We start from the raw sequence: 18,649 nt of genomic DNA on the forward strand, positions 1-18,649 counted from the left end.
CTGTTGCTGACAGCGAGCGCGAGGAAGCATCTGATCCATAGCGTAGATCGTCGTTCGCCACGATCGTCAGAATTCGACCCGCAGCGCCGATACACGGGTGTGGCAATTCGAGAGGATCCTCCGGCACGCCAGCCCGGCCGCACGGCGACCGTGTACTTCATGATCGTGTCTGCTGCGCTGGTGACGGTTTTCGCCGCGGGTGGTGCGACCTGGCATCAGATGGCGCTCCTCTCGGCAAGTGTCGCTGCCCTGGTCGCGGTCGTGACGGCTGGGCGCATACATCGCCATGCGTACCGGCTGCCGTGGAACCTGGTGGCTTTCGGGCTGTCGCTGCTGACTGTGGTCAACGCCCTGTCCTGGGTGGGAGACACCCTGCATGGAGGTGTCTCCGTCTGGCCGATCGCGCCGTTCCAGATCGCCGGCTACCTGGCTCTTCTGGCGGCGAGTCTGCTGGTGGTGAGGCGACGTGCCCGCGATGACAGCGGCGAGGTCATCGATGCGGCAGTCCTTGGCATTGCCGCCGCCGCACCGGTCTGGGAATATGTGCTGCGCCCCGCATTATTGGCCGCCAAGACACCAACTTATGTACATATCGGTGTTTTGGTGCAGATTTTACCGTTGATGGGCATTCTTGGATCAATGCTGCGTATCGCTCAGGCGGCCGGTCGTCAGCAGGTCAGCGTGTGGCTGTTCTTCGGCGCACTTGCATGCGCGGTCGCGGGCGACGTGTCTTTCACGACCACCGGGAACACCCCCGGCATCGCCTCGGCGGTAACCGGCTTGTGCTACATGGCCGGCTACCTGCTGATGGGCGCGGCGGCCCTGCACCCGACGGCCGGCACCCTCACGACACGCGCTGCGAGTAACGATGCGGCGCCCACCAAGACCCGATTCAGCCTGTTCGGCGGCGCGCTCATCGCCATTCCTGTCGTTGGCGGGATCCCACAACTGTTCGGACAGGCCCCAGACGGGTTACTGCTTACTCTCGGGCCCCTGGCCATGGTGCCGATGGTCCTGATCCGTGCTCGTCAGCTTCTGGCTCAGCGGTCACAAGACCGAGACGAGTTGGAGTACCAGGCCAGCCATGATGACCTCACCGGCTTGGTCAATCGGCGAAAGCTCTTCGCCGACGTCAAGCACGCCCTCATGAGGGCAACGCACAGCCCACCCTCGATGGCCACCGTGCTGTACTGCGATCTCGACGACTTCAAGCCAATCAACGACCGTTACGGCCATGAAGCCGGCGATGAGGTGCTCCGATGCGTCGCCCGCCGCCTCGCGGCCACTCTGCGCGAGAGCGACATCGTTGCTCGCGTCGGTGGTGACGAGTTCCTCGCGTACTGCCCCGGCGTCGACCGAACCGCCGCCGGATCGCTGCGACACAGCGTCGAAGACGCCCTCAAGGAACCGATTCTCTGGAACGGTACGACGCTGAGCATCGGCGTGACGGTCGGAACCGCTACCAGCGTCCAGGACGGGAACCTCTCGCCGGATGAGTTGATCGCCGCCGCCGACGCCGCTATGTACGAACGCAAGCGGGCTCGCAAGTCCACTCCTCTCAGGGCTACCACGAGAGCCGACGTCGGCCACGTTGCGGACGGGGCCGGTCGCCGGCATAGGGCGACTAGTGAGCTCTGATACGGATCACGACATGATCTTTGGCGTTGCCGGCCCCGGCCGTTCCAGACGGATCGAGGCGGCGCAACCATGCCGCCGACATGCCTGCGGCCACCGCACCCCACGATGACCGCCTCCTCGGGCTTTGCCTTCCTGGCTACACTGCGGCGATCACAATCGGAGCACCCCCGGGGGGTATCTTCGGACGGACGCCGGAAGACGCCGATGGCCGCGAGCTGACGGCAGGTGAGGTGCGAATTCACTGCGGCTTGCACTCGAGGGATTCAAGTCACCTTGCCGCCAACCATACCCCTGGGGGTATATTGGCAATGCGACCGACGGGCGCCGTGGCTCTTCCGCAAGACGCGGACCGCCGGTTGGCGACAGCCAACAACGCAGCCGGTTGACCTATGCCCTCACACGAGGGGCGGCCCGGCCTCTAATACCCCCTGGGGTATCTTTGCAATGGAGGTGGTACCCCATGGAGATGAGTCCGGTCCTGCTCAGGGATGCGTTGACCCGGCTGAAGCGAGCGCAGGGGCAGCTCGGCGCAGTCATTTCGATGATCGAGAACGGTGACGACTGCAAACGGGTTCTCACCCAGTTGGCCGCCGTGTCCAGTGCCGTCGACCGGGCCGGTTTCAAGATCATCGCGACGGGTATGCGCGAGTGCCAGGCCGCCCGCGAGCGCGGCGAGGAGCCGCCGATGACCGACGAGGAACTCGAGAAGCTGTTCCTTTCCCTTTCCTGATCGAATCATCCTCGCCGCCTACGGAGGTGGCGGGACGATGAGACCTTGGCCGCACTGTGTCTCTTGCATACCCCCAGGGGTATACACTGATTGGAGTTTTATCGTGACCGTACGACAGATCCCGGTTGGTGAGCTGCACCAGGCCGGCACCGACGGGGTGCTGCTGGATGTCCGTGGGCCCGGCGAGTACGCCGAGGGCCATCTGCCGGGCGCGGTGAACGTGCCGCTCGACGAGCTGAACGCGGTCGCCGCCCGCTATGCCGGGCAGGACGTGGTGACGGTGTGCCGTTCCGGTGCTCGCAGCCTGACCGCCGCGCAGATGCTGGCCGCGGCCGGCGCCCGGGTGCAGTCGCTAGCCGGCGGCACCGAGGCATGGCAGCGCGCCGGGCATCCGGTCGAGACCGGCCGCTGACCACCGGCCATCCGAGCGAGGAGAAGAGTGCAATGACTGAGCTGAGCGTGGAGGTCGTGCAGACCTCGTCCCTGGGTGACCGCTCCTACCTGGCCCATGACGGGCGGGTCGCGATCGTGGTGGACCCGCAGCGTGACATCGACCGGATCCTGGCCCTGGCCGGGCGGCTCGGCGTGCGGATCACGCACGTCGCCGAGACGCACCTGCACAACGACTACGTCTCCGGCGGCCTCGCTCTGGCGAAGCTGACCGGCGCCACTTACCTGGTGGCCGCGGATGACGAGGTCGGATTCGAGCGGCGGCCGGTGGCCGACGGCGACGAGATCACCGTGTCCGACCGGATGCGGTTGCGGGTGGTGGCCACGCCCGGGCACACCTTCCACCACCTGTCCTACGTCCTCGACAGCGCCGCCGGGCCGGTCGGGGTGTTCACCGGCGGGTCGCTGCTGTTCGGCACCACCGGCCGCACCGACCTGCTCGGCCAGCAGCACGCCCACACCCTCGCCGAGCACCAGCACGCCTCGGTGCGGCGGCTGGCGGACCTGCTGCCCGACGGCGCGCAGGTGTGGCCCACCCACGGCTTCGGCAGCTTCTGCTCCGCCACTCAGTCCGACGCGCCGGAGTCGACGATCGGCCGGGAACGTACCGCCAACCCGGCGCTGCGCCTGGAGACCGACGACTTCGTGCGGGAGACCCTGGCCGGCCTGGACGCCTATCCGGCGTACTACGCGCACATGGGCGCCCGCAACACCGCAGGCGCTGACCTGATCGACCTCACCCCGGTGGCCGCCGCCGACCCGGCCGAACTCGCGGCCCGGATAGCGGCCGGCGAGTGGGTGGTCGACCTGCGCAGTCGCAAGGCGTTCGCGCACCGGCACCTGGCCGGCACGCTCAGCTTCGGCCTGGACGGGCCGATGTCGACGTGGCTGGGCTGGATGGCCCCGTGGGGTGCCCCGGTCACCCTGCTCGGTGACAGCGAGCAGCAGGTCGCCGACGCCCAGCGGGAACTGGCCCGCATCGGTATCGACCGGCCCGCCGCAGCGGCCACCGGCGACCCCGAGCAGTGGGCCGGCGGCGACGACACCCGCCTCACCCAACTCACCACCGCAACCTTCGCCGACCTGGCCGCAGCCCGCACCGGCACCGCGCCTGACGGTCTTCCCGAGGCGGATGTGCTGCTCGACGTGCGGATGAGCAACGAGTGGCGCTCCGACCACATCGACGGCGCCGTGCACATCCCGCTGCCCGACCTGCCCCACCGGCTCGCCGACGTGCCCGCGGGCACGGTGTGGGTGCACTGCGGCTCCGGCTACCGCGCCGCAGCCGCCACCAGCCTGCTGCAACGCGCCGGCCGCCACGTCGTGCACATCGACGACGCCTACGCCGACGCCGCCGGCGCCGGTCTGCCCATCGTCCCCGGACACTGAACAGGAGCACCACACCCCATGACCACCTCGCCGACCGGCACCCCAGCCGCCCTCGACGTCCCCGCCCTGCAACACCTGCTCTCCACCGGCCACGCGCCGCGGCTGATCGACGTGCGCACCCCGGCCGAGTTCGAGACCGCACACATCCCCGGCTCCTACAATGTCCCACTCGACCTGCTGCGCGAACACCGCGACGAACTACGTGACCACCTCGACGAGCAGGTCGTGCTGGTCTGCCGCTCCGGGCAACGCGCCGCCCAGGCCGAACAAGCCCTCGCCGGCGCCGGGCTGCCCAACCTGCGGGTCCTCACCGGCGGCATCACCGCCTGGCAAACCGCCCACGCCCCGGTCACCACCGGCACACCACGCTGGGACCTGGAACGGCAGGTCCGCCTCGTCGCCGGCAGCATCGTCCTGCTCGCCGTGCTCGCCAGCACCCTGGCCGAGCCGATCAAGTGGGTGGCCGCGTTCATCGGCGCCGGCCTGACGGTTGCGGCGCTGACCAACACCTGCGCGATGGGCATGCTGCTGGCCAAGCTGCCCTACAACCGCGGCCCGCGCACCGACCTCGACCAGGTCGTCACCGCTCTGACCGGCGACCGGCGGTAGAGGCGATGCACTGTCACCGCGGTATCGGCTTCCGGCCGGCCCGTGCGGGCCGGAACCCATCGTGATCGCCGCTGTCGGGTTCGGGGCGCTGATCGGGATCCTGCTCGGCCTGCTCGGCGGCGGCGGCTCGATCCTCGCCGTCCCCGCCCTGGTCTACGGCGCCGGACTCACCCTGGCCGCGGCCGTGCCCACCTCGCTGCTGGTGGTCGGCATCTCGTCAGCCACCGCCCTGCTCCCGCGTCTGAAGGCCGGGCTGGTGCAGTGGCGGATCGCCGCCATCGTCGGCGGCACCGGAGCCGCGGCGGCGTTCGCCGGAGCCGCGGTCAACCGGCTGCTCGACCCACGGCTGGTCCTGGCCGGTTTCGCGGTGCTCATGGTGGTCGCCGGGTGGCGGATGCTGGGCGGCACCGACGACTGCGGCGGCGACTGCGCCCTGCCCGGCGGCGGGATCAACTGGCGTGGCTGCCTGCCCAAATCCATCGCCGCCGGCCTCGGGGTCGGCTTCCTCACCGGGCTGTTCGGCGTCGGCGGCGGCTTCCTGATCATCCCGGCCCTCGTGCTGCTGCTCGGCCTGAGCATGCCCGCCGCCGTCGCGACCTCGCTGGTCATCATCGTGGTGAACTCAGCGGCCGGGTTCGCCGCGCACGCCGGCGACGCAGCCATCGACTACCGCATCGCCGCGGCGTTCACCCTCGCCGCCATCACCGGCTCTCTCGCCGCCGGCCGCATCGCCACCCGGCTGCCCACCCGACAGCTGCAACGCGCCTTCGCCTGGCTCGTCATCGCCATCGCCGCGTTCGTCGCCATCCAGGCGATCATCAACCCCGTCACGGCCTGACCCACCGTCCCCGGCAGATCCCGGGATGGCGCAGGCCACACCCACCTTTCTCAGATACCCCCAGGGGTATCCGATGGGATGAGTGTCAGGCCCGTACGTCCCACGCCAGCCACGCACCCAGGGGAACCCGATGCCCATAGCCGCGCTGCTCACCAAGCTGTTCCGCAAGCCATACCAGTCCGTCGGGCCGCAGCAGGCGGCCGCATTGGTCGCCGACCGGGCGGTGCTGCTCGACGTGCGCGAACCAGCCGAATGGCGTGCCGGGCACGCGCCACGGACCCGGCACATCCCCCTCGGGCAGCTGTCCGCCCGGCTCGCCGAGCTGCCCGCCGGCCTGCCCGTGATCACGGTCTGCAGGTCCGGGGCTCGCTCCCTGCAGGCCGCCGCCCTGCTCGCCCGCCAGGGCCGGCAGGTGCACGACCTCACCGGTGGCCTGCGCGCCTGGACCAGCGCCGGACTGCCGCTGCAGGCCAAAGGCGGCCGACCCGGCCGGCTCGTCTGACCCACTCCGAGACCTCACACCACCGGCCACGGGAGAAGACCATGCTGTTCACGCAGTACTACCTCGACTGCCTGTCACAGGCCTCGTACCTGATCGCCGACGAGACCACCGGCCGGGCCGTGCTCGTCGACCCGCGCCGCGACATCGGCGAATACCTCGCCGACGCCCGCACCCACGGCCTGACCATCGAAGGTGTCATCAACACCCACTTCCACGCCGACTTCCTCGCCGGACACCTCGAAGTCGCCGCCGCCACCGGCGCCTGGATCGGCTACGGCCACCGCGCCGACACCGAATACGAGATCCGCAAACTCACCGACGGCGAACGCATCAGCCTCGGCGACGTCACCCTGCAGATCATGGAAACCCCCGGCCACACGCCCGAGTCGATCAGCGTGCTCGTCTTCGAACACGCCACCGACTCCGTGCCGCACGGCGTGCTCACGGGCGACGCGCTATTCATCGGCGACGTCGGCCGCCCGGACCTGCTCGCCTCCGCGGGGGTGACCGCCGACGAACTCGGCCGCATGCTCTACGACAGCGTCCAGCACAAACTCATGGCCCTGCCCGACGAGGTGCGGGTGTTCCCCGCCCATGGCGCCGGATCCGCCTGCGGCAAGAACCTGTCCACCGAACGGCAGTCCACCATCGGCGAGCAGCGCCGCACCAACTACGCCTGCGCCCCGATGAGCGTCGAGCAGTTCCTCGATCTGGTCACCGCCGGACAGCCCGCCGCACCCGGCTACTTCGCCTTCGACGCCGCCCTCAACCGCCAGGCCCGCGACCTGTTCGACCACACCACCGCACCACAGGCGCTCACCGTCACCGACTTCACCGCCGCCCGCACCGCCGGCGCCCTCGTGATCGACGCCCGCGACCCACACGACTACGCTGCCGGACACCTGCGCGGCGCACTCAACATCCCGGCCGACGGCCGGTTCGCCGAAACCGCCGGCACCGTCGCCCAACCCGGCGACACCCTGCTCGTCGTCGCCGACCCCGACCGCGCCGAAGAGATCTTCATCCGCCTCGCCCGCATCGGCTTCGACCAGGTCCTCGGCTACCTGAGCGAACCCGAGACCACCCTGCCGCAGATGGCCGCAGAACTCACCCGCGCCAGCCGCATCACCGCCGCCGACCTGCGCACCGCCCTCGACAACCCGCAACCACCCGTGATCCTCGACGTCCGGACCGCCGGCGAACGCGAACACGGTGCCATCGACGGCTCAACGCACATCCCCCTGGCCGAACTGCCCCGCCGGCTCACCGAAATCCCCACCGACCGGCCGGTCGTCATGCACTGCGCTGGCGGCTACCGCTCCTCCGTTGCCGCCAGCCTGCTGCGCGCCACCGGCCACCCCGACGTCTCCGACCTGCTCGGCGGCTACGCAGCCTGGCAACTGGCCACCGCACCCGCCGCGGTCTGACGTTCGTCACCGGCGCGGGGCCAAACCCCGGGCCCGCGCCGGCGGCACGACCCGCTCATGTCCCTCGCCAGGGGAATCCTGCACAGCACCCGCAGGCATCACGCTCGATACAACAAGCGCGACGGCGGAGGACAGCGATGACCACGACAGGCAAGACCTTCAAACGATGCGGATGCCGCAACAGCCGAGGCCAGCGGCTGGAACAGAACTGCCCGCGCCTGAGCGAGCGAGGTCACGGCTCGTGGTACTTCCACTGCTCCGCTCCGAACCTGTTAGGCCGCTCCGAGCGCATCCGCCGCGGCGGCTACCCGTCACAGGCCGCCGCCCGGCAAGCCCGCGACAAAACCCTGGCCGACAGCGCTGCGCGGCGCACCGGCGCCGGCTGGACCGTCGAACGGTGGCTACGGCACTGGCTCGACACCCGCACCCGGATCCGGCCCACCACCCGGCTGCACTACACCCGCGACGTCGAACTCGTCCTCATCCCCCACCTCGGCCACTACCGGCTCTCCGACCTCGACGGGCCGCTGCTGCGGGCGGTGTTCGCCGACATCGCGCAGACCACCAACGCCAAAGGGCTCCCGCAGTCGCCGTCCGCGCTCAACCACCTGCGCACCCTGCGCGCCGCGCTCAACCTCGCCGTCCGGGAAGAGTTGATCGGCGCGAACCCGGCCCGGCACATCGAGATCCACGGCTACCGGCGCCCGCATGCCCAGGTTTGGACCGACGGCCGCGTCGAAGCCTGGGAACGCACCGGCGAACACCCGTCAGTGGCGGTCTGGACCGCGAAACAGCTTGCCACCTTCCTGGAAGCCAACGCCGAGGACTCGCTGTTCGCGTTCTGGTGGCTCGCCGCCCTGCGCGGCCTGCGACGTGGCGAGCTCTGCGGCCTGCGATGGGCGGCCGTCGACCTCGACCGCGGCCTGCTGTTCGTTGAGCGGCAGCGCACCACCGCCGGCTACACCGTGGTCGAAGGTGACCCGAAGACCGCCGCCGGACGCCGGGCCGTCGCCCTCGACAAGCACACCGTCAGCATTCTGCGCGCCCACCGCAGCCGACAACGCAACTTCGGCGACCGGCGACACGCCGCCGGCAAGTTCTGGACCGACTCCGGATACGTGTTCACCCGCAAAGACGGCGAGCCGATCAACCCGAACTACGCCACGACCCGATTCCGGAAACTCACCGAACGTGCCGGACTGCCGCCGGTCCGGCTGCATGACCTGCGGCACGGCGCTGCGTCCCTGGCCCACGAGGCCGGCGCAGATCTGAAGACGCTTCAGGATCTGCTCGAGCATTCCAGCATCGTGGTCACCGCCGACACCTACACCAGCGTGCTCCCCGATTCCCAGCGCCGACGCTACCGCCGCCCTGGTCCTGGCCGCGGCCCGGCACACCCGCAAACGCATCAAGGAAAAGACGGCCAAGAACCGGCCCGCCGGACGCCACGAAAAGCAAACACCTTCGGCGAAACGGCCCACCGCCAAGAAGCGCAACCGCAGGTCACGCGCTCGCCGCAACCCAATCCGTCACGGAAAGTGATGACACCCATGTGGCACCCAACTGACACCCACCGTTCAACAAGGCCGGACAACAAGAGGGGCCTGACCCACGTTTCCGCAGTTCAGACCCGACTAAATCTTGTGCGCCCGAAGGGACTGAACCCCTAATCTTCTGAGGTTCGCTCACTCTGTCGCGCACTGGCGATCGGCGTGCTCCTCGAAAGCGGGAACCGGCCGGGCCTGCGCCTCCTGTGCGGTCGCCGCCACGCCGTTGCGCTCGATGTCCTCCACGAGCCACTTCATCTCGAGGATCTCTTCGCGCTGAGCCTTGCTGATCTGCCTCGCGAGCTCGCAGACCCGCACGTCGGAGATTTCGGCGTACTCGGAGCGGGTGATGGCCATCGAGTGGTGCGGGATCATCGAGTTCATCCACCCGCTGTCCTGCACTGTGGTCTGGCTGCGGTCGAGGAACACGCCTCCGCCGAGCAGGAGCAAGCTCACCGCGACGACGCCCAGGTTCGCCTTGGTGTTGCGGTACATGTTGAGCATGTAGCCGAGCATGATCAGGCCCATCGTGCCGCCCATGGTCAGCGCCATGAACACCCGGCTCTCGCTGAACCGGATATGGCCCCACTGCCAGCTGCTGACGAACATCGTGGCGTACATGACCACCATGGCGGTCAAGATCATCGCTCCGAACCGCAGGTACATCTTCTTGTCGTGCGACTTCCCGCCGCCGTGGCCGGCTTTGTCTGCGTTCTGCGTGTCTATCACCGCTTCGGGCTCCGTTCCTTCGTCGCGAGGTCTTGACTTTCCTCCGTATGGCGAGGCGGTCCGTTTCCGGTTGCCTCGGGCTTGATCGTCGTCAACCGGCGCTCGGGCGAGCCATTCGATCGACGAGTGGCGTGCTGTGGCGGACCGGTGCCCCGGTTGACCGGCACGGTGACGGCCAATGCCACGGCCGGGGCGGCGATGATCGGTACCGAGGCGGGGGACCGGCACGACGGTGGAGCGCTGTAGCCCGCGGGCATCAGCGTGGCGGCGAGGGTCACCGCGCCCCGGCGAGCCGGTTGACGTGCCAGCTCTCTGAGGTCTGACGGTTCGAGCGGGTCAGGCGATGGTGGCCAGCAGGTCCTGGCAGGCCTGCTCACAGGACCGGCACGCCTCAGCACAGATCCGGCAGTGCTCGTGCATGTCGGCGTGGCTGGCGCACTCGTCGCCGCAGGACTTGCAGGCCATGATGCACGCTTCGAGCAGGGTGCGAGTGATGTTGGCGTCGTAGCCGGTGTGCCGCGAGAGCACCCGCGCGGTCGTACCGCAGATGTCGGCGCAGTCCATGTTGGTACGGATGCACTTGGTCAGCTCGGCGACCATACCTTCGCTCAGGCAGGCGTCGGCGCACGCGGTGCACGCCTCACTGCAGGCGATCAGCGCATCGATGGTGGCAGCCAGCTTGCGCCGGTCCAGGTTGATGGACTGCGGGTAGGTCTCCAGCATGGGCAGGGTGGTGCTCGTCATGACGACCTCCACGTCAGGGATGGGACTTCGACCGCATACCCGTACGAGTGCGCGGGTAACGCCGAAGGCGGGAGGTTTTGATGTCGTCATCCGAACAACGGCCGGCTACCGAGCACAGCCATCCGGTCGACCCTGGTCGGGTGGCCGCCGCCCGGGCGCGGCTGATCAGCCACGATGACGCGCAGCGCCTGACGGCCCTGCTACGGATGCTGGCTGACCCGACCCGTGCCCGGATCATCTACGCCCTCGACACGGTCGAGGAGCTGTGCGTGGGTGACCTCGCTCTCGCTCTGCAAAGCAGCATGGACGCCACCGGTTACGGACTGCGGATGCTGCGCAGCGCCGGCTTGGTCACCACCCGCCGCGCCGGCAGAGTGATCTACTACCGGCTCGCCGCCGACTTCCCTGAACCGTTACGTGAGCATTGCCTGCGCCGCCTCATCGAGCTGACCCACCGCACCGATCCGTAGCCATGCAGGTCGGTGGTCGAGCCGATGCATGCCGTGGCGTGCCGTAGATCGTGGAGTGGAGTGGGTAAGGCCGAGCATCGCCCGTCAGCTTCGACGCCGCGTAGGACATCGATGAGCTACCGGCGTAACGCGGGGTCATGTTCGCCGACCAGGCCGACGCCGTTCGCCGCGGTTTCCCGACGCCTGAGTGGCATACGGACGGGTTCTACCGGGATGCGGTCGCAATGGTCATTGATCAAGCCGGTTCAGCTGTACGGCCAGGGCGATGGTTGCGGCGGCGAGGGCGAAGCCGGTCCACGGCTGGGCGGCTTGCAGCGCGAAGCCCGTGACGGCGAAGGCCGGGAGCAGGACGGCGTAGGCGATGCCGTGCCAGCGCAGCCGCCGGTCGGTGCGGGCGACGGCGGTCCCGAGGACGATCGCGGACACGATCAGGAAGAACGTGGCGGTCAGGGCGACGACGAAGAACGTGGGCCCGTAGGCGGTGTCGGCGTTGAGGGCCGGCATCCCGGGCGCCCCTGCGAGGTGGGCGCGGCCGATGCCGGGCTGGACGAAGGTGGCGCTGCCGAAGGTCGAGGCCAGGAACACGTTGGTGACCGTGGTCAGGACCAATCCGGTGATGGCGGTACGGGCGGCGCGGCCATGCGCGATCAGCACGGTGACCGCGACAGCGCCAAGGACGGCCAGAGCTGCGCCGAAGATGCTCGCGCCGAGATGGCTGATCAAGAACACCTCGGTGGTGACATAGCGGGCGTAGGCGTCGAAGTCGTCGATCGACGGCTGGTGGGTCCAGGTACTCAAACCGAGTAGTAATCCGTAGGCCGGTAGTGCCCATAGTCCGGCGCGGGCGGCTCGTCTTGCCCTGCCGCTGGACGCGGTGGCGTGGGTCAGCTCGGTACTGGTGCCGGTCAGGAGAGTGGGCATCTCGATCGCCTCTCTTGGTCACGGGTAAGCGGGTGGGGCAGGGGGCCGGTGCTCCGCCGGAGCCGAGAGGGCTCCGGCGGAGCGCTGGGACAGCACACCCGGTGGTCATCGGGTGGCCGGCGTGTTCTCGGGTTGCGTGGCGGCCGGCTTGCCGTCGCGGCCGGTGAGGGTGATCGCGGCGAGGACGGCGGCCGCAAGGGCGATGCCGGCGGCGCCGAGCAGGGCTGCCGAGTAGCCACCGGTGAGGGCGGCCGGGTCTCCGAGGGCGTCAGCGCCGTTGGCTGCGGCCAGCGCCGTCATGGCGGCCAGACCGAGGGCGGAACCGATCTGGTAGCTGGTGTTGACGATGCCGGAGGCGAGCCCGCCCTCCTCCGGGCGGGCGCTGGACAGAGCGGTGCCCAGCGACGGGATGAACGCCAGCGCCATGCCGAGGGCCGCGACCAGGGAGGCGGGCAGCACGTCGGTCAGGTAGCTGCCGGTCGGGCGGATCAGAGCGAGCCAGCCCAGACCGGCGGCCAGCACCGCGAGACCCGCGACCAGGGTGGTCTTGGTGCCGAACCGGCCGATGACGCGCGGGGCCAGGACGATCATGCCGACCATGATGAGAACGGTCATCGGCAGCAGCGCGGCGCCGCTGGGGAACGCGCTGAAGCCGAGGACCTGCTGCAGGTAGAGGTTGAGGAAGAACCACATCGGGATCCACGCCGCGCCGAGCAGCAGCTGGGCGAGGTTCGCCGCCGTCAGGTTGCGGCTGGTGAAGATACCCAGCCGCATCAGCGGCTGACGACGACGCGCCTGAATGAGCAGGAACACTGCGAGCAGGACCGCAGAACCGGCGAGGGTCAGCCAGGTCGAGGCGGAGTTCCAGCCGACCTCCGGGGCGCGGACGATGGCGTAGACGGCGGCGGCCAAGCCGCCAGTGACGGTGAGAGCGCCGGCCAGGTCGAGGCTGCCGGGCCGTTTACCGCCGGAGGGCATGAGCGCCGGAGTGGCGATCAGGGCCAGCAACGCGATCGGGATGTTGAGGTAGAACACCCACGGCCAGCTGACGTACTCGGTGATGACGCCACCGAGGAACACCCCTGCGGTGCCGCCCGCCGGCGCTGCCGCCCCGTACAGGGCCAGCGCCTTGGTGAGCTCGGCGGGCCGGTCACCGAACAGCATCATCAGCAGGGTCAGCGCGGACGGGGCGATCAGGGCGGACCCGGCGCCCTGGACGGCGCGGGCGGCGAGCTCGAGTTCGACGGTGCCGGCCAGCCCGGCGGCAGCGGACCCGGCGAGCAGGACGGCCCAGCCGGTGGCGAAGATGCGGCGGGCGCCGTACAGGTCGGACAGGCGGCCGCCGAGCAGCAGCAGGCCGCCGAAGACGACGACGTAGGCGTTGAAGACCCAGGACAGATTGCTCGGGGTGAAGCCGAGGTCGTTCTGCATCTTCGGCAGGGCGACACCGATGATCGAGGTGTCCATGATGACCATGAACTGGGCGAGGGCGATGAGCGCGAGCGCCCACCACCGGTGCGGATTGCGGGACATGACCGAACCTCCTTGGTACCCCCAGGGGGTATCTGCTTTACGGCGTCATTGTTACCCCCTGGGGGTATAGGAGGTCAAGGGGGTGCGTCGATTGGCTTCCGCGTCACAGCGTTGGACGTGCCGCTTTACCGAGATACCCTAGGGGGGTACGGTAGCGACGGTTGGAGGGAGCCGGGTCATGGCTCACGGCTACATCACGGACAAGGACGACTACCTGAAGCGGCTGCGCCGGATCGAGGGCCAGATCCGTGGCCTGCAGCGCATGGTCGACGACGAGACGTACTGCATCGACATCCTCACGCAGGTGTCCGCCGCGACCAAGGCACTGCAGACCGTGGCGCTCGGGCTGCTCGACGACCACCTCGCGCACTGCGTCGTCGACGCGGCCCGCGAGGGCGGGCCGGACGCCGACGCGAAGCTGAAGGAAGCCTCCGACGCCATCGCCCGCCTCGTGCGGGCGTGACCTGCTCCCCAGCTCAGTACCGGTCATACGACAGCAAGGAGAAGCCGATGTGCGGCAGCAACACCGCCTGCGCCTGCGCCACCACGACCCCGGTCACCGAGCCGGCGACGACGCCGGACGGCACCCGAACGATGTACCAGGTCGCCGGGATGACCTGCGGCGGCTGCGCCAGCCGGGTCAGTCAGCAACTCACCGATGTTCCCGGCGTGCGTGACGTCAGCGTCGACGTCGTCACCGGCGCGGTCACGGTGACCAGCGCCGCGGCGCTCGACGATGACAGCGTGGCTGCGGCCGTCGCCGCAGCCGGCTATCAGCTGGTGCGCTGACCGAAGGCGTCAGTACGGCCTTGGCGGGAGGGCACGCCGTCCGCTCTCCCGCCAAGGGACGTCCTCATTTCCGCTGATCAGCGGCGCTGCGCGCGGGCGACCAGCTCGGCATGCCCCCAGTGCCGCGTCACAGCAGTGTCCGCAGGTCGGTGATGAACCTGCGGCCTGCGGCGAGGGACGCGAATCTGCCCGGAACGTCGTAGATTTCCTGTCGCCACGTGCCGGCGGCTTGCGGATCCGTCTCGGGCTCGGACGGTGGCCGGCTGTGCACGGCGAGCCGGGTCGGGGTGACGCCGATCGTGGCGGTCGCCGGGCGCCCGTGCCGCAGACCGGTCGCGTAGGCGGCCAAAAGGCGCGGGTCATGCGAGGTTCGCACGAGGCCGCGGTATTGCTCGGGGATCTCGGTGAGCTGCAGGCCGCGCAGATAGGTGTCGACGTCGGCACACAGGCCCGCGGCGGGTATCGGGTCGACGGCTACCACGGCGTGGGTGGCGTAGCGTGCCGCGAACAGGGCCGCCAGCGTCGCTGACGCGCCGTGCCCGACGATCACCGGGGCGCGCCGCAGTTGCAGGCTGTCGACGAGCATGGCCAGATCGTCGACGAGGTCGTCGGGTTCGTAACGGTCCCGGCCAGGTGAACCGCCGTGCCCGGGCAGGTCGACGGCGACGACGGTGGCGTACGGGCGCAGGTCGGCCGCGGTCGGCCACCAGCATGTCCGGTCGAACAGCACCGCGGGGATGAAGACGACCGGCCGGCCGGTCCCGGCCCACAGGTCGAAGCACCACCGTCCACCGGCGGCGTCGAACAGGCGGGTGGTGCGCAGCGGCGGCAGGGTCTCGGTCACGGCAGCGCCCCCGCGTCCGGCAGGTGGCGGCCGCCGCTCGAGCGATGCGGCTGGGGTTGGCGCTGATGGGTGAGCAGGGCAGCGGGGAGGGCGTGAAGGTTCACGAGGGTTCGGCTTTCCGCGCAGGGAACAGGTGGACACCACCGCCGGGCGGGGGCGTGACGGCCACGTATGCCGGGCCGCCGAGCAGGCACGAGCGCGCATCCGGCGATGCCGGGATGCGTGGGCGTGCGCGGTGTCCTATATGCGGCTTACACCGAGTTGGGTCAGGGCGACGGCGGGTGCCCGGGACGCGATCGGTGGCACCGCCGTACGGGGTGCGCTGGTATCGGCGCAGGCGGTCATCGCCGGAAGCGCGACGGTGCCGGCTCGCACGGCGGGTTCGGCGACAGGGGCGCTGACCTCGCAGTGCCCGGCTGTGGTGTCTGCCGTCCGGCCTGCCGTGACGTGCTGCCCGGTCGCCGCCACGCCGTGATCCGAAACGCCGTGGTGATGCCCTGCGGTAGCCGAATGCCCCGCATCATGTGCGCCGGTCGGCCCGTCGGCGCAGTGTGCACTTTGCACGAGCCCGACACCGGACAGGGTGATCACGACCAGCAGCCAGCGCAGCAGCCACAGGGCTGCCGGCGGGCGGGATCGGCTCACCGGGCCAGGTTACGACATCGCGGGCTCGGTGGCCGCCGGGTCACTCCGGCGGGCGCGGCGACTGCCGGGACGTGTCCGCAGCCGCACCGGCTGATACCGGTGCCGGGTATCTTGCACGGCATGAGTGAGGCGAAACCGGCCGGTCCGCACGGGTATTCGGCGGAGAAACAGGCACTGATGGCCCGGCTGAAGCGGGTTGAGGGGCAGATCCGCGGACTGCAGCGGATGGTCGACGAGGACACCTACTGCATCGACATCCTGACCCAGATCTCGGCCGCCAAGAGCGCCTTGCACGCGGTAGCCGTCGGCCTGCTCGAAGATCACCTGAGGCACTGCGTGGTCCACGCCGCGGCGGAGGGCGACGTGGACGCGAAGATCAAGGAGGCGAGCGCGGCGATCGCCCGCCTCGTGAAGTCCTGAGCCGGCCGCCCGTTCCTACCGACCGGGGTCGATCCATTCTCGCAGCTGCTGCGCGGCCTGCGCCGGGTCGATCGACCCGACCGCCCGTTGCTGCCGCCTGTCCTCGTCGAGTGCAGTAGCGATTGCCGCAGCCGGGACCGAAGTGCGCTGGACGTGCAGTTGGGCACGGAGCAGCTCTCGCCGGTCGGCTGCCGCCGAGGCCGCCGCGGCCCGGCGCCGTTGCTTGCCGACGGCCAGCAGCGCGGCACAAGTCAACAGGATCAGAACCGCGGCGATGAGTGCAGTCCGTAGCGCGGCAGGGGATTCGATGCCGGGCTGCGCGACGGCGTTGTCGGTGGGAGTGGCTGTAGCGGTGCGCATGGGCATGGCGGCGACCGTCACCCGGTCGCCGCGGCCAGCATCAACACCGGCGGCTACGGCGATGAGTTCACGAACCTGAGCCAGGTCGAGGTTCGCCGCGGCGGCTTCGTCGACGACGACGGCGACGCTCAGTCTGATGATGTCGCCGGGGGCTTCACGGCGGGTCTCGTGCAGTTCGTCGAGGGCGTTGACGCGCGACGCACTGCTGCTGTCGTGCCGGGTGCCGCCGTTGTCGCCGATGTAGGAGCGCTCGCTGATCCGTTCGGACAGAGCGCCGGCGGACGGATCCTGCTGGTAGGTGGTGCTGGAGGTCGCGACCTGGTCGAGGTCGAGTTCCACGTTGGTGGTGACCGTCGAGCGGCCGGGGCCGAGCACGGTGTCCAGCATGTGCTGCAAAGCGTCGTCCAAGCGGTCCTGGAAGGCCGCGGTGGTGGCATCAGCGGCGAGCACCGCCCGGGTGAAGCCGCCGGTGGCCGGCGAAACGGTGTAGCCACCCGCGATCGCCTGCCGCTGCGCCATGGTGGCCGCGTATGCGGGCGCAGCGCCGAAACTCGCGCCTCCGGCCAGGGTCAGCGCCACGAGCGCGACGATCAGCCTCCCGGCACGCCCGCCGCGGGGCGACGTGCCCGTGCCCGGGGCAGACGGGACGAAGCGATTTCTCACAGCCTGCCTCTCACAGATTTTGAACGCCGATCGGCCGCCATCATGGGTGAGACTTCGTGGTCGGGCGATGCGGTTGATCGGGTCTGCCTCATCGCTCGACGGCACGGCCGGTTGAAAGGTCCGGTGGTTGCAGCTCGGTTGTATCGGCGCACCGACCGCCTTGGGCGAGGTCGTCGCCGCAACGGACACCATCCGGGCACTCACACCTGACCCCTTGCTTCAGGGATGGCCATCGGTTCGGGCGGCGAGCGTCGGACGGTCGGCCACGATCGACCGACCGGCAGTCGCGTCGGACGCGACAAACCGGGGAACACTGCCGGGGCCACCCACAGCTGCCACGTACGAGATGGAGTGTTCCCTTTCACAGATCAAAAACACTCTCGGTTCGCCATGCATGAGCAGCCCGTGTCGACAAACCTCGCACCGGTCTTCCAAATCGGACACGTCCCGACACGCCAGTCACTGAGTGTGATCACCTCCGGGAGCCGGGATCGGCGCCGACTGGGCTATCAAGGAGGGGCGGCGGGCACAGGCTCGCCGGTCGTGCCGACCTGGACCACGCCGAACCCTGCCCCGGTCCGGCGGCACAACCCGCATGACGAGTCATGAGGCAATCGGGGGCAGGGACGGGGGAACCACGAGCGGTCCTCGACCGGCACGCCGCACTGCGGCGGCCGGGACATGAGGACCTTGGGGTGAAGCCGCCAGCGTGCGGCCGGGCAACCTTCGCGCCCGAATCCGACAGCTAACCTCGCAGGCGTGCCGGAGGGATTCCTTCACCGTGCGCGTAAGCACCCTGAGCCGGCCCACCCGCACCCTGGGAGTCGGCACTCTCGCCCTGTCCGTGGGTCTCGGTCTTCTGACCGGCGGGCTCGGCACACCACAGTCCGCCTCCGCCGCGACGGTCGCCACCACACAGGTGTCCTCCCAGACCAGCGTGGCGTTCAGCCAGACCGGCATCACCGCCAAGGCGGCGGCGTCCCAGGCCGCCCAGTCCAAGGCGGCGGCGTCCAAGGCGGCCGCGAACCGGGTCATGAACGAAGCGGCGAAGCACAAGGGCAAGAAGTACAAGTTCGGCGCCGCCGGCCCCAAGCGGTTCGACTGCTCCGGCTACACGATGTACGTCTACAAAAAGGCCGCGGGCAAGAAGCTGCCGCACAAGGCCCACCTGCAGCAGCGGTACGGCAAGGCCGTCGCCAAGTCCAGCGCCCGCCCCGGTGACCTGATCGTCATCCGTAAGGGCACGAAGGGCACGCACGCCGGCATCTACGCCGGTGGCGGCAAGATGTGGGCCGCGCCGCGAACCGGCAAGACGGTCACCAAGCAGAAAATCTGGAGCAAGAACTACGTGGTCCGGCGCCTGGTCTGAGTCGGCTCCCCAACCGACCGCGCACTGTTCCG

21 protein-coding genes and 1 riboswitch are annotated in these 18,649 nt (G+C 69.6%); of the genes, 14 read left to right on the plus strand and 7 right to left on the minus strand.

Annotated elements, in window-relative coordinates; genetic code table 11:
- The first annotated feature begins 159 nt into the window (after positions 1-159).
- From OHA21_RS37835 to OHA21_RS37875, 9 genes are all read left to right on the plus strand, one after another.
- On the plus strand, positions 160-1,638 hold the full coding sequence (locus tag OHA21_RS37835; protein ID WP_328463406.1) for a sensor domain-containing diguanylate cyclase: 1,479 nt from the start codon (positions 160-162) through the stop codon (positions 1,636-1,638).
- A 460-nt stretch (positions 1,639-2,098) separates the two neighbouring features.
- Positions 2,099-2,368: a metal-sensitive transcriptional regulator gene (locus OHA21_RS37840; protein WP_328463408.1), complete on the plus strand. Its 270-nt coding sequence runs from the start codon at positions 2,099-2,101 to the stop codon at positions 2,366-2,368.
- A gap of 103 nt (positions 2,369-2,471) precedes the next feature.
- On the plus strand, positions 2,472-2,780 hold the full coding sequence (locus tag OHA21_RS37845) for a rhodanese-like domain-containing protein (RefSeq protein ID WP_328463410.1): 309 nt from the start codon (positions 2,472-2,474) through the stop codon (positions 2,778-2,780).
- Positions 2,781-2,812: 32 nt separating this feature from the next.
- Entirely contained in the window at positions 2,813-4,207 is a 1,395-nt protein-coding gene (locus OHA21_RS37850) for an MBL fold metallo-hydrolase (RefSeq protein ID WP_328463412.1), read from the plus strand.
- A gap of 18 nt (positions 4,208-4,225) precedes the next feature.
- Entirely contained in the window at positions 4,226-4,816 is a 591-nt protein-coding gene (locus OHA21_RS37855; RefSeq protein WP_328463414.1) for a rhodanese-like domain-containing protein, read from the plus strand.
- Positions 4,817-4,877: 61 nt separating this feature from the next.
- Positions 4,878-5,654 carry a sulfite exporter TauE/SafE family protein gene (locus OHA21_RS37860; RefSeq protein ID WP_328463416.1) on the plus strand — a complete coding sequence of 259 codons (777 nt, stop codon included), beginning with the start codon at positions 4,878-4,880 and terminating at the stop codon, positions 5,652-5,654.
- Between the two features lie 130 nt (positions 5,655-5,784).
- Positions 5,785-6,156, plus strand: a complete 372-nt coding sequence (locus OHA21_RS37865; RefSeq protein ID WP_328463418.1) for a rhodanese-like domain-containing protein — start codon at positions 5,785-5,787, stop codon at positions 6,154-6,156.
- Positions 6,157-6,197: 41 nt separating this feature from the next.
- Positions 6,198-7,583, plus strand: coding sequence for an MBL fold metallo-hydrolase (locus OHA21_RS37870; RefSeq protein WP_328463420.1), 1,386 nt, complete (start codon positions 6,198-6,200; stop codon positions 7,581-7,583).
- A 137-nt stretch (positions 7,584-7,720) separates the two neighbouring features.
- Positions 7,721-9,253, plus strand: coding sequence for a tyrosine-type recombinase/integrase (locus tag OHA21_RS37875; RefSeq protein WP_328463422.1), 1,533 nt, complete (start codon positions 7,721-7,723; stop codon positions 9,251-9,253).
- A 15-nt stretch (positions 9,254-9,268) separates the two neighbouring features.
- Here OHA21_RS37875 and OHA21_RS37880 read toward each other — a convergent pair whose 3' ends face one another.
- Positions 9,269-9,859 carry a DUF305 domain-containing protein gene (locus tag OHA21_RS37880; protein ID WP_328463424.1) on the minus strand — a complete coding sequence of 197 codons (591 nt, stop codon included), beginning with the start codon at positions 9,857-9,859 and terminating at the stop codon, positions 9,269-9,271.
- A gap of 336 nt (positions 9,860-10,195) precedes the next feature.
- Positions 10,196-10,603, minus strand: a complete 408-nt coding sequence (locus OHA21_RS37885) for a four-helix bundle copper-binding protein (RefSeq protein WP_328463426.1) — start codon at positions 10,601-10,603, stop codon at positions 10,196-10,198.
- Between the two features lie 80 nt (positions 10,604-10,683).
- Here OHA21_RS37885 and OHA21_RS37890 point away from each other — a divergent pair, with 80 nt between their 5' ends.
- Entirely contained in the window at positions 10,684-11,073 is a 390-nt protein-coding gene (locus tag OHA21_RS37890) for an ArsR/SmtB family transcription factor (protein WP_251801594.1), read from the plus strand.
- A 228-nt stretch (positions 11,074-11,301) separates the two neighbouring features.
- Here the strand turns inward: OHA21_RS37890 and OHA21_RS37895 are convergent, their stop codons facing one another.
- Together OHA21_RS37895 and OHA21_RS37900 are read right to left on the minus strand one after the other, a co-directional pair.
- Positions 11,302-11,994, minus strand: coding sequence for a hypothetical protein (locus OHA21_RS37895; RefSeq protein WP_328463430.1), 693 nt, complete (start codon positions 11,992-11,994; stop codon positions 11,302-11,304).
- Between the two features lie 105 nt (positions 11,995-12,099).
- A complete protein-coding gene (locus tag OHA21_RS37900; RefSeq protein ID WP_328463432.1) occupies positions 12,100-13,527 on the minus strand; it encodes an MFS transporter in 1,428 nt (475 codons plus the stop codon).
- A 178-nt stretch (positions 13,528-13,705) separates the two neighbouring features.
- Here OHA21_RS37900 and OHA21_RS37905 point away from each other — a divergent pair, with 178 nt between their 5' ends.
- Positions 13,706-13,990, plus strand: coding sequence for a metal-sensitive transcriptional regulator (locus OHA21_RS37905; protein WP_328463434.1), 285 nt, complete (start codon positions 13,706-13,708; stop codon positions 13,988-13,990).
- Positions 13,991-14,037: 47 nt separating this feature from the next.
- Positions 14,038-14,316 carry a heavy-metal-associated domain-containing protein gene (locus tag OHA21_RS37910; protein ID WP_328463436.1) on the plus strand — a complete coding sequence of 93 codons (279 nt, stop codon included), beginning with the start codon at positions 14,038-14,040 and terminating at the stop codon, positions 14,314-14,316.
- A 127-nt stretch (positions 14,317-14,443) separates the two neighbouring features.
- Here the strand turns inward: OHA21_RS37910 and OHA21_RS37915 are convergent, their stop codons facing one another.
- On the minus strand, positions 14,444-15,160 hold the full coding sequence (locus OHA21_RS37915) for an alpha/beta fold hydrolase (RefSeq protein WP_328463438.1): 717 nt from the start codon (positions 15,158-15,160) through the stop codon (positions 14,444-14,446).
- Positions 15,161-15,400: 240 nt separating this feature from the next.
- Entirely contained in the window at positions 15,401-15,805 is a 405-nt protein-coding gene (locus OHA21_RS37920) for a hypothetical protein (RefSeq protein WP_328463440.1), read from the minus strand.
- Between the two features lie 120 nt (positions 15,806-15,925).
- Between OHA21_RS37920 and OHA21_RS37925 the strand changes: the two genes are divergently transcribed.
- On the plus strand, positions 15,926-16,225 hold the full coding sequence (locus OHA21_RS37925) for a metal-sensitive transcriptional regulator (RefSeq protein ID WP_122980656.1): 300 nt from the start codon (positions 15,926-15,928) through the stop codon (positions 16,223-16,225).
- A 15-nt stretch (positions 16,226-16,240) separates the two neighbouring features.
- On the opposite strand, the gene OHA21_RS37930 is transcribed toward OHA21_RS37925, so the two are convergent.
- The gene (locus OHA21_RS37930) at positions 16,241-17,452 is read right to left on the minus strand and encodes a flagellar M-ring protein FliF C-terminal domain-containing protein (protein WP_328463444.1); all 1,212 of its coding nucleotides are present in this window, start codon (positions 17,450-17,452) and stop codon (positions 16,241-16,243) included.
- A 444-nt stretch (positions 17,453-17,896) separates the two neighbouring features.
- A riboswitch (cyclic di-AMP (ydaO/yuaA leader) is annotated at positions 17,897-18,023 on the plus strand.
- Between the two features lie 6 nt (positions 18,024-18,029).
- Here OHA21_RS37930 and OHA21_RS37935 point away from each other — a divergent pair.
- A complete protein-coding gene (locus OHA21_RS37935) occupies positions 18,030-18,617 on the plus strand; it encodes a C40 family peptidase (protein WP_328463446.1) in 588 nt (195 codons plus the stop codon).
- The last annotated feature ends 32 nt before the right edge of the window (positions 18,618-18,649 follow it).

Source organism: Actinoplanes sp. NBC_00393, from assembly GCF_036053395.1.
Classification (GTDB): Bacteria; Actinomycetota; Actinomycetes; order Mycobacteriales; family Micromonosporaceae; genus Actinoplanes.

What these genes read in the sequence shown, in the direction of transcription:
- OHA21_RS37865 (WP_328463418.1), top strand. Translation starts at nt 5,785, where the DNA reads ATGCCCATAGCCGCGCTGCTCACCAAGCTGTTCCGCAAGCCATACCAG.
- OHA21_RS37925 (WP_122980656.1), top strand. Translation starts at nt 15,926, where the DNA reads ATGAGTGAGGCGAAACCGGCCGGTCCGCACGGGTATTCGGCGGAGAAA.
- OHA21_RS37840 (WP_328463408.1), top strand. Translation starts at nt 2,099, where the DNA reads ATGGAGATGAGTCCGGTCCTGCTCAGGGATGCGTTGACCCGGCTGAAG.
- OHA21_RS37875 (WP_328463422.1), top strand. Translation starts at nt 7,721, where the DNA reads ATGACCACGACAGGCAAGACCTTCAAACGATGCGGATGCCGCAACAGC.
- OHA21_RS37895 (WP_328463430.1), bottom strand. Translation starts at nt 11,994, where the DNA reads ATGCCCACTCTCCTGACCGGCACCAGTACCGAGCTGACCCACGCCACC.
- OHA21_RS37910 (WP_328463436.1), top strand. Translation starts at nt 14,038, where the DNA reads ATGTGCGGCAGCAACACCGCCTGCGCCTGCGCCACCACGACCCCGGTC.
- OHA21_RS37885 (WP_328463426.1), bottom strand. Translation starts at nt 10,603, where the DNA reads ATGACGAGCACCACCCTGCCCATGCTGGAGACCTACCCGCAGTCCATC.
- OHA21_RS37870 (WP_328463420.1), top strand. Translation starts at nt 6,198, where the DNA reads ATGCTGTTCACGCAGTACTACCTCGACTGCCTGTCACAGGCCTCGTAC.
- OHA21_RS37890 (WP_251801594.1), top strand. Translation starts at nt 10,684, where the DNA reads ATGTCGTCATCCGAACAACGGCCGGCTACCGAGCACAGCCATCCGGTC.
- OHA21_RS37835 (WP_328463406.1), top strand. Translation starts at nt 160, where the DNA reads ATGATCGTGTCTGCTGCGCTGGTGACGGTTTTCGCCGCGGGTGGTGCG.
- OHA21_RS37850 (WP_328463412.1), top strand. Translation starts at nt 2,813, where the DNA reads ATGACTGAGCTGAGCGTGGAGGTCGTGCAGACCTCGTCCCTGGGTGAC.
- OHA21_RS37905 (WP_328463434.1), top strand. Translation starts at nt 13,706, where the DNA reads ATGGCTCACGGCTACATCACGGACAAGGACGACTACCTGAAGCGGCTG.
- OHA21_RS37900 (WP_328463432.1), bottom strand. Translation starts at nt 13,527, where the DNA reads ATGTCCCGCAATCCGCACCGGTGGTGGGCGCTCGCGCTCATCGCCCTC.
- OHA21_RS37855 (WP_328463414.1), top strand. Translation starts at nt 4,226, where the DNA reads ATGACCACCTCGCCGACCGGCACCCCAGCCGCCCTCGACGTCCCCGCC.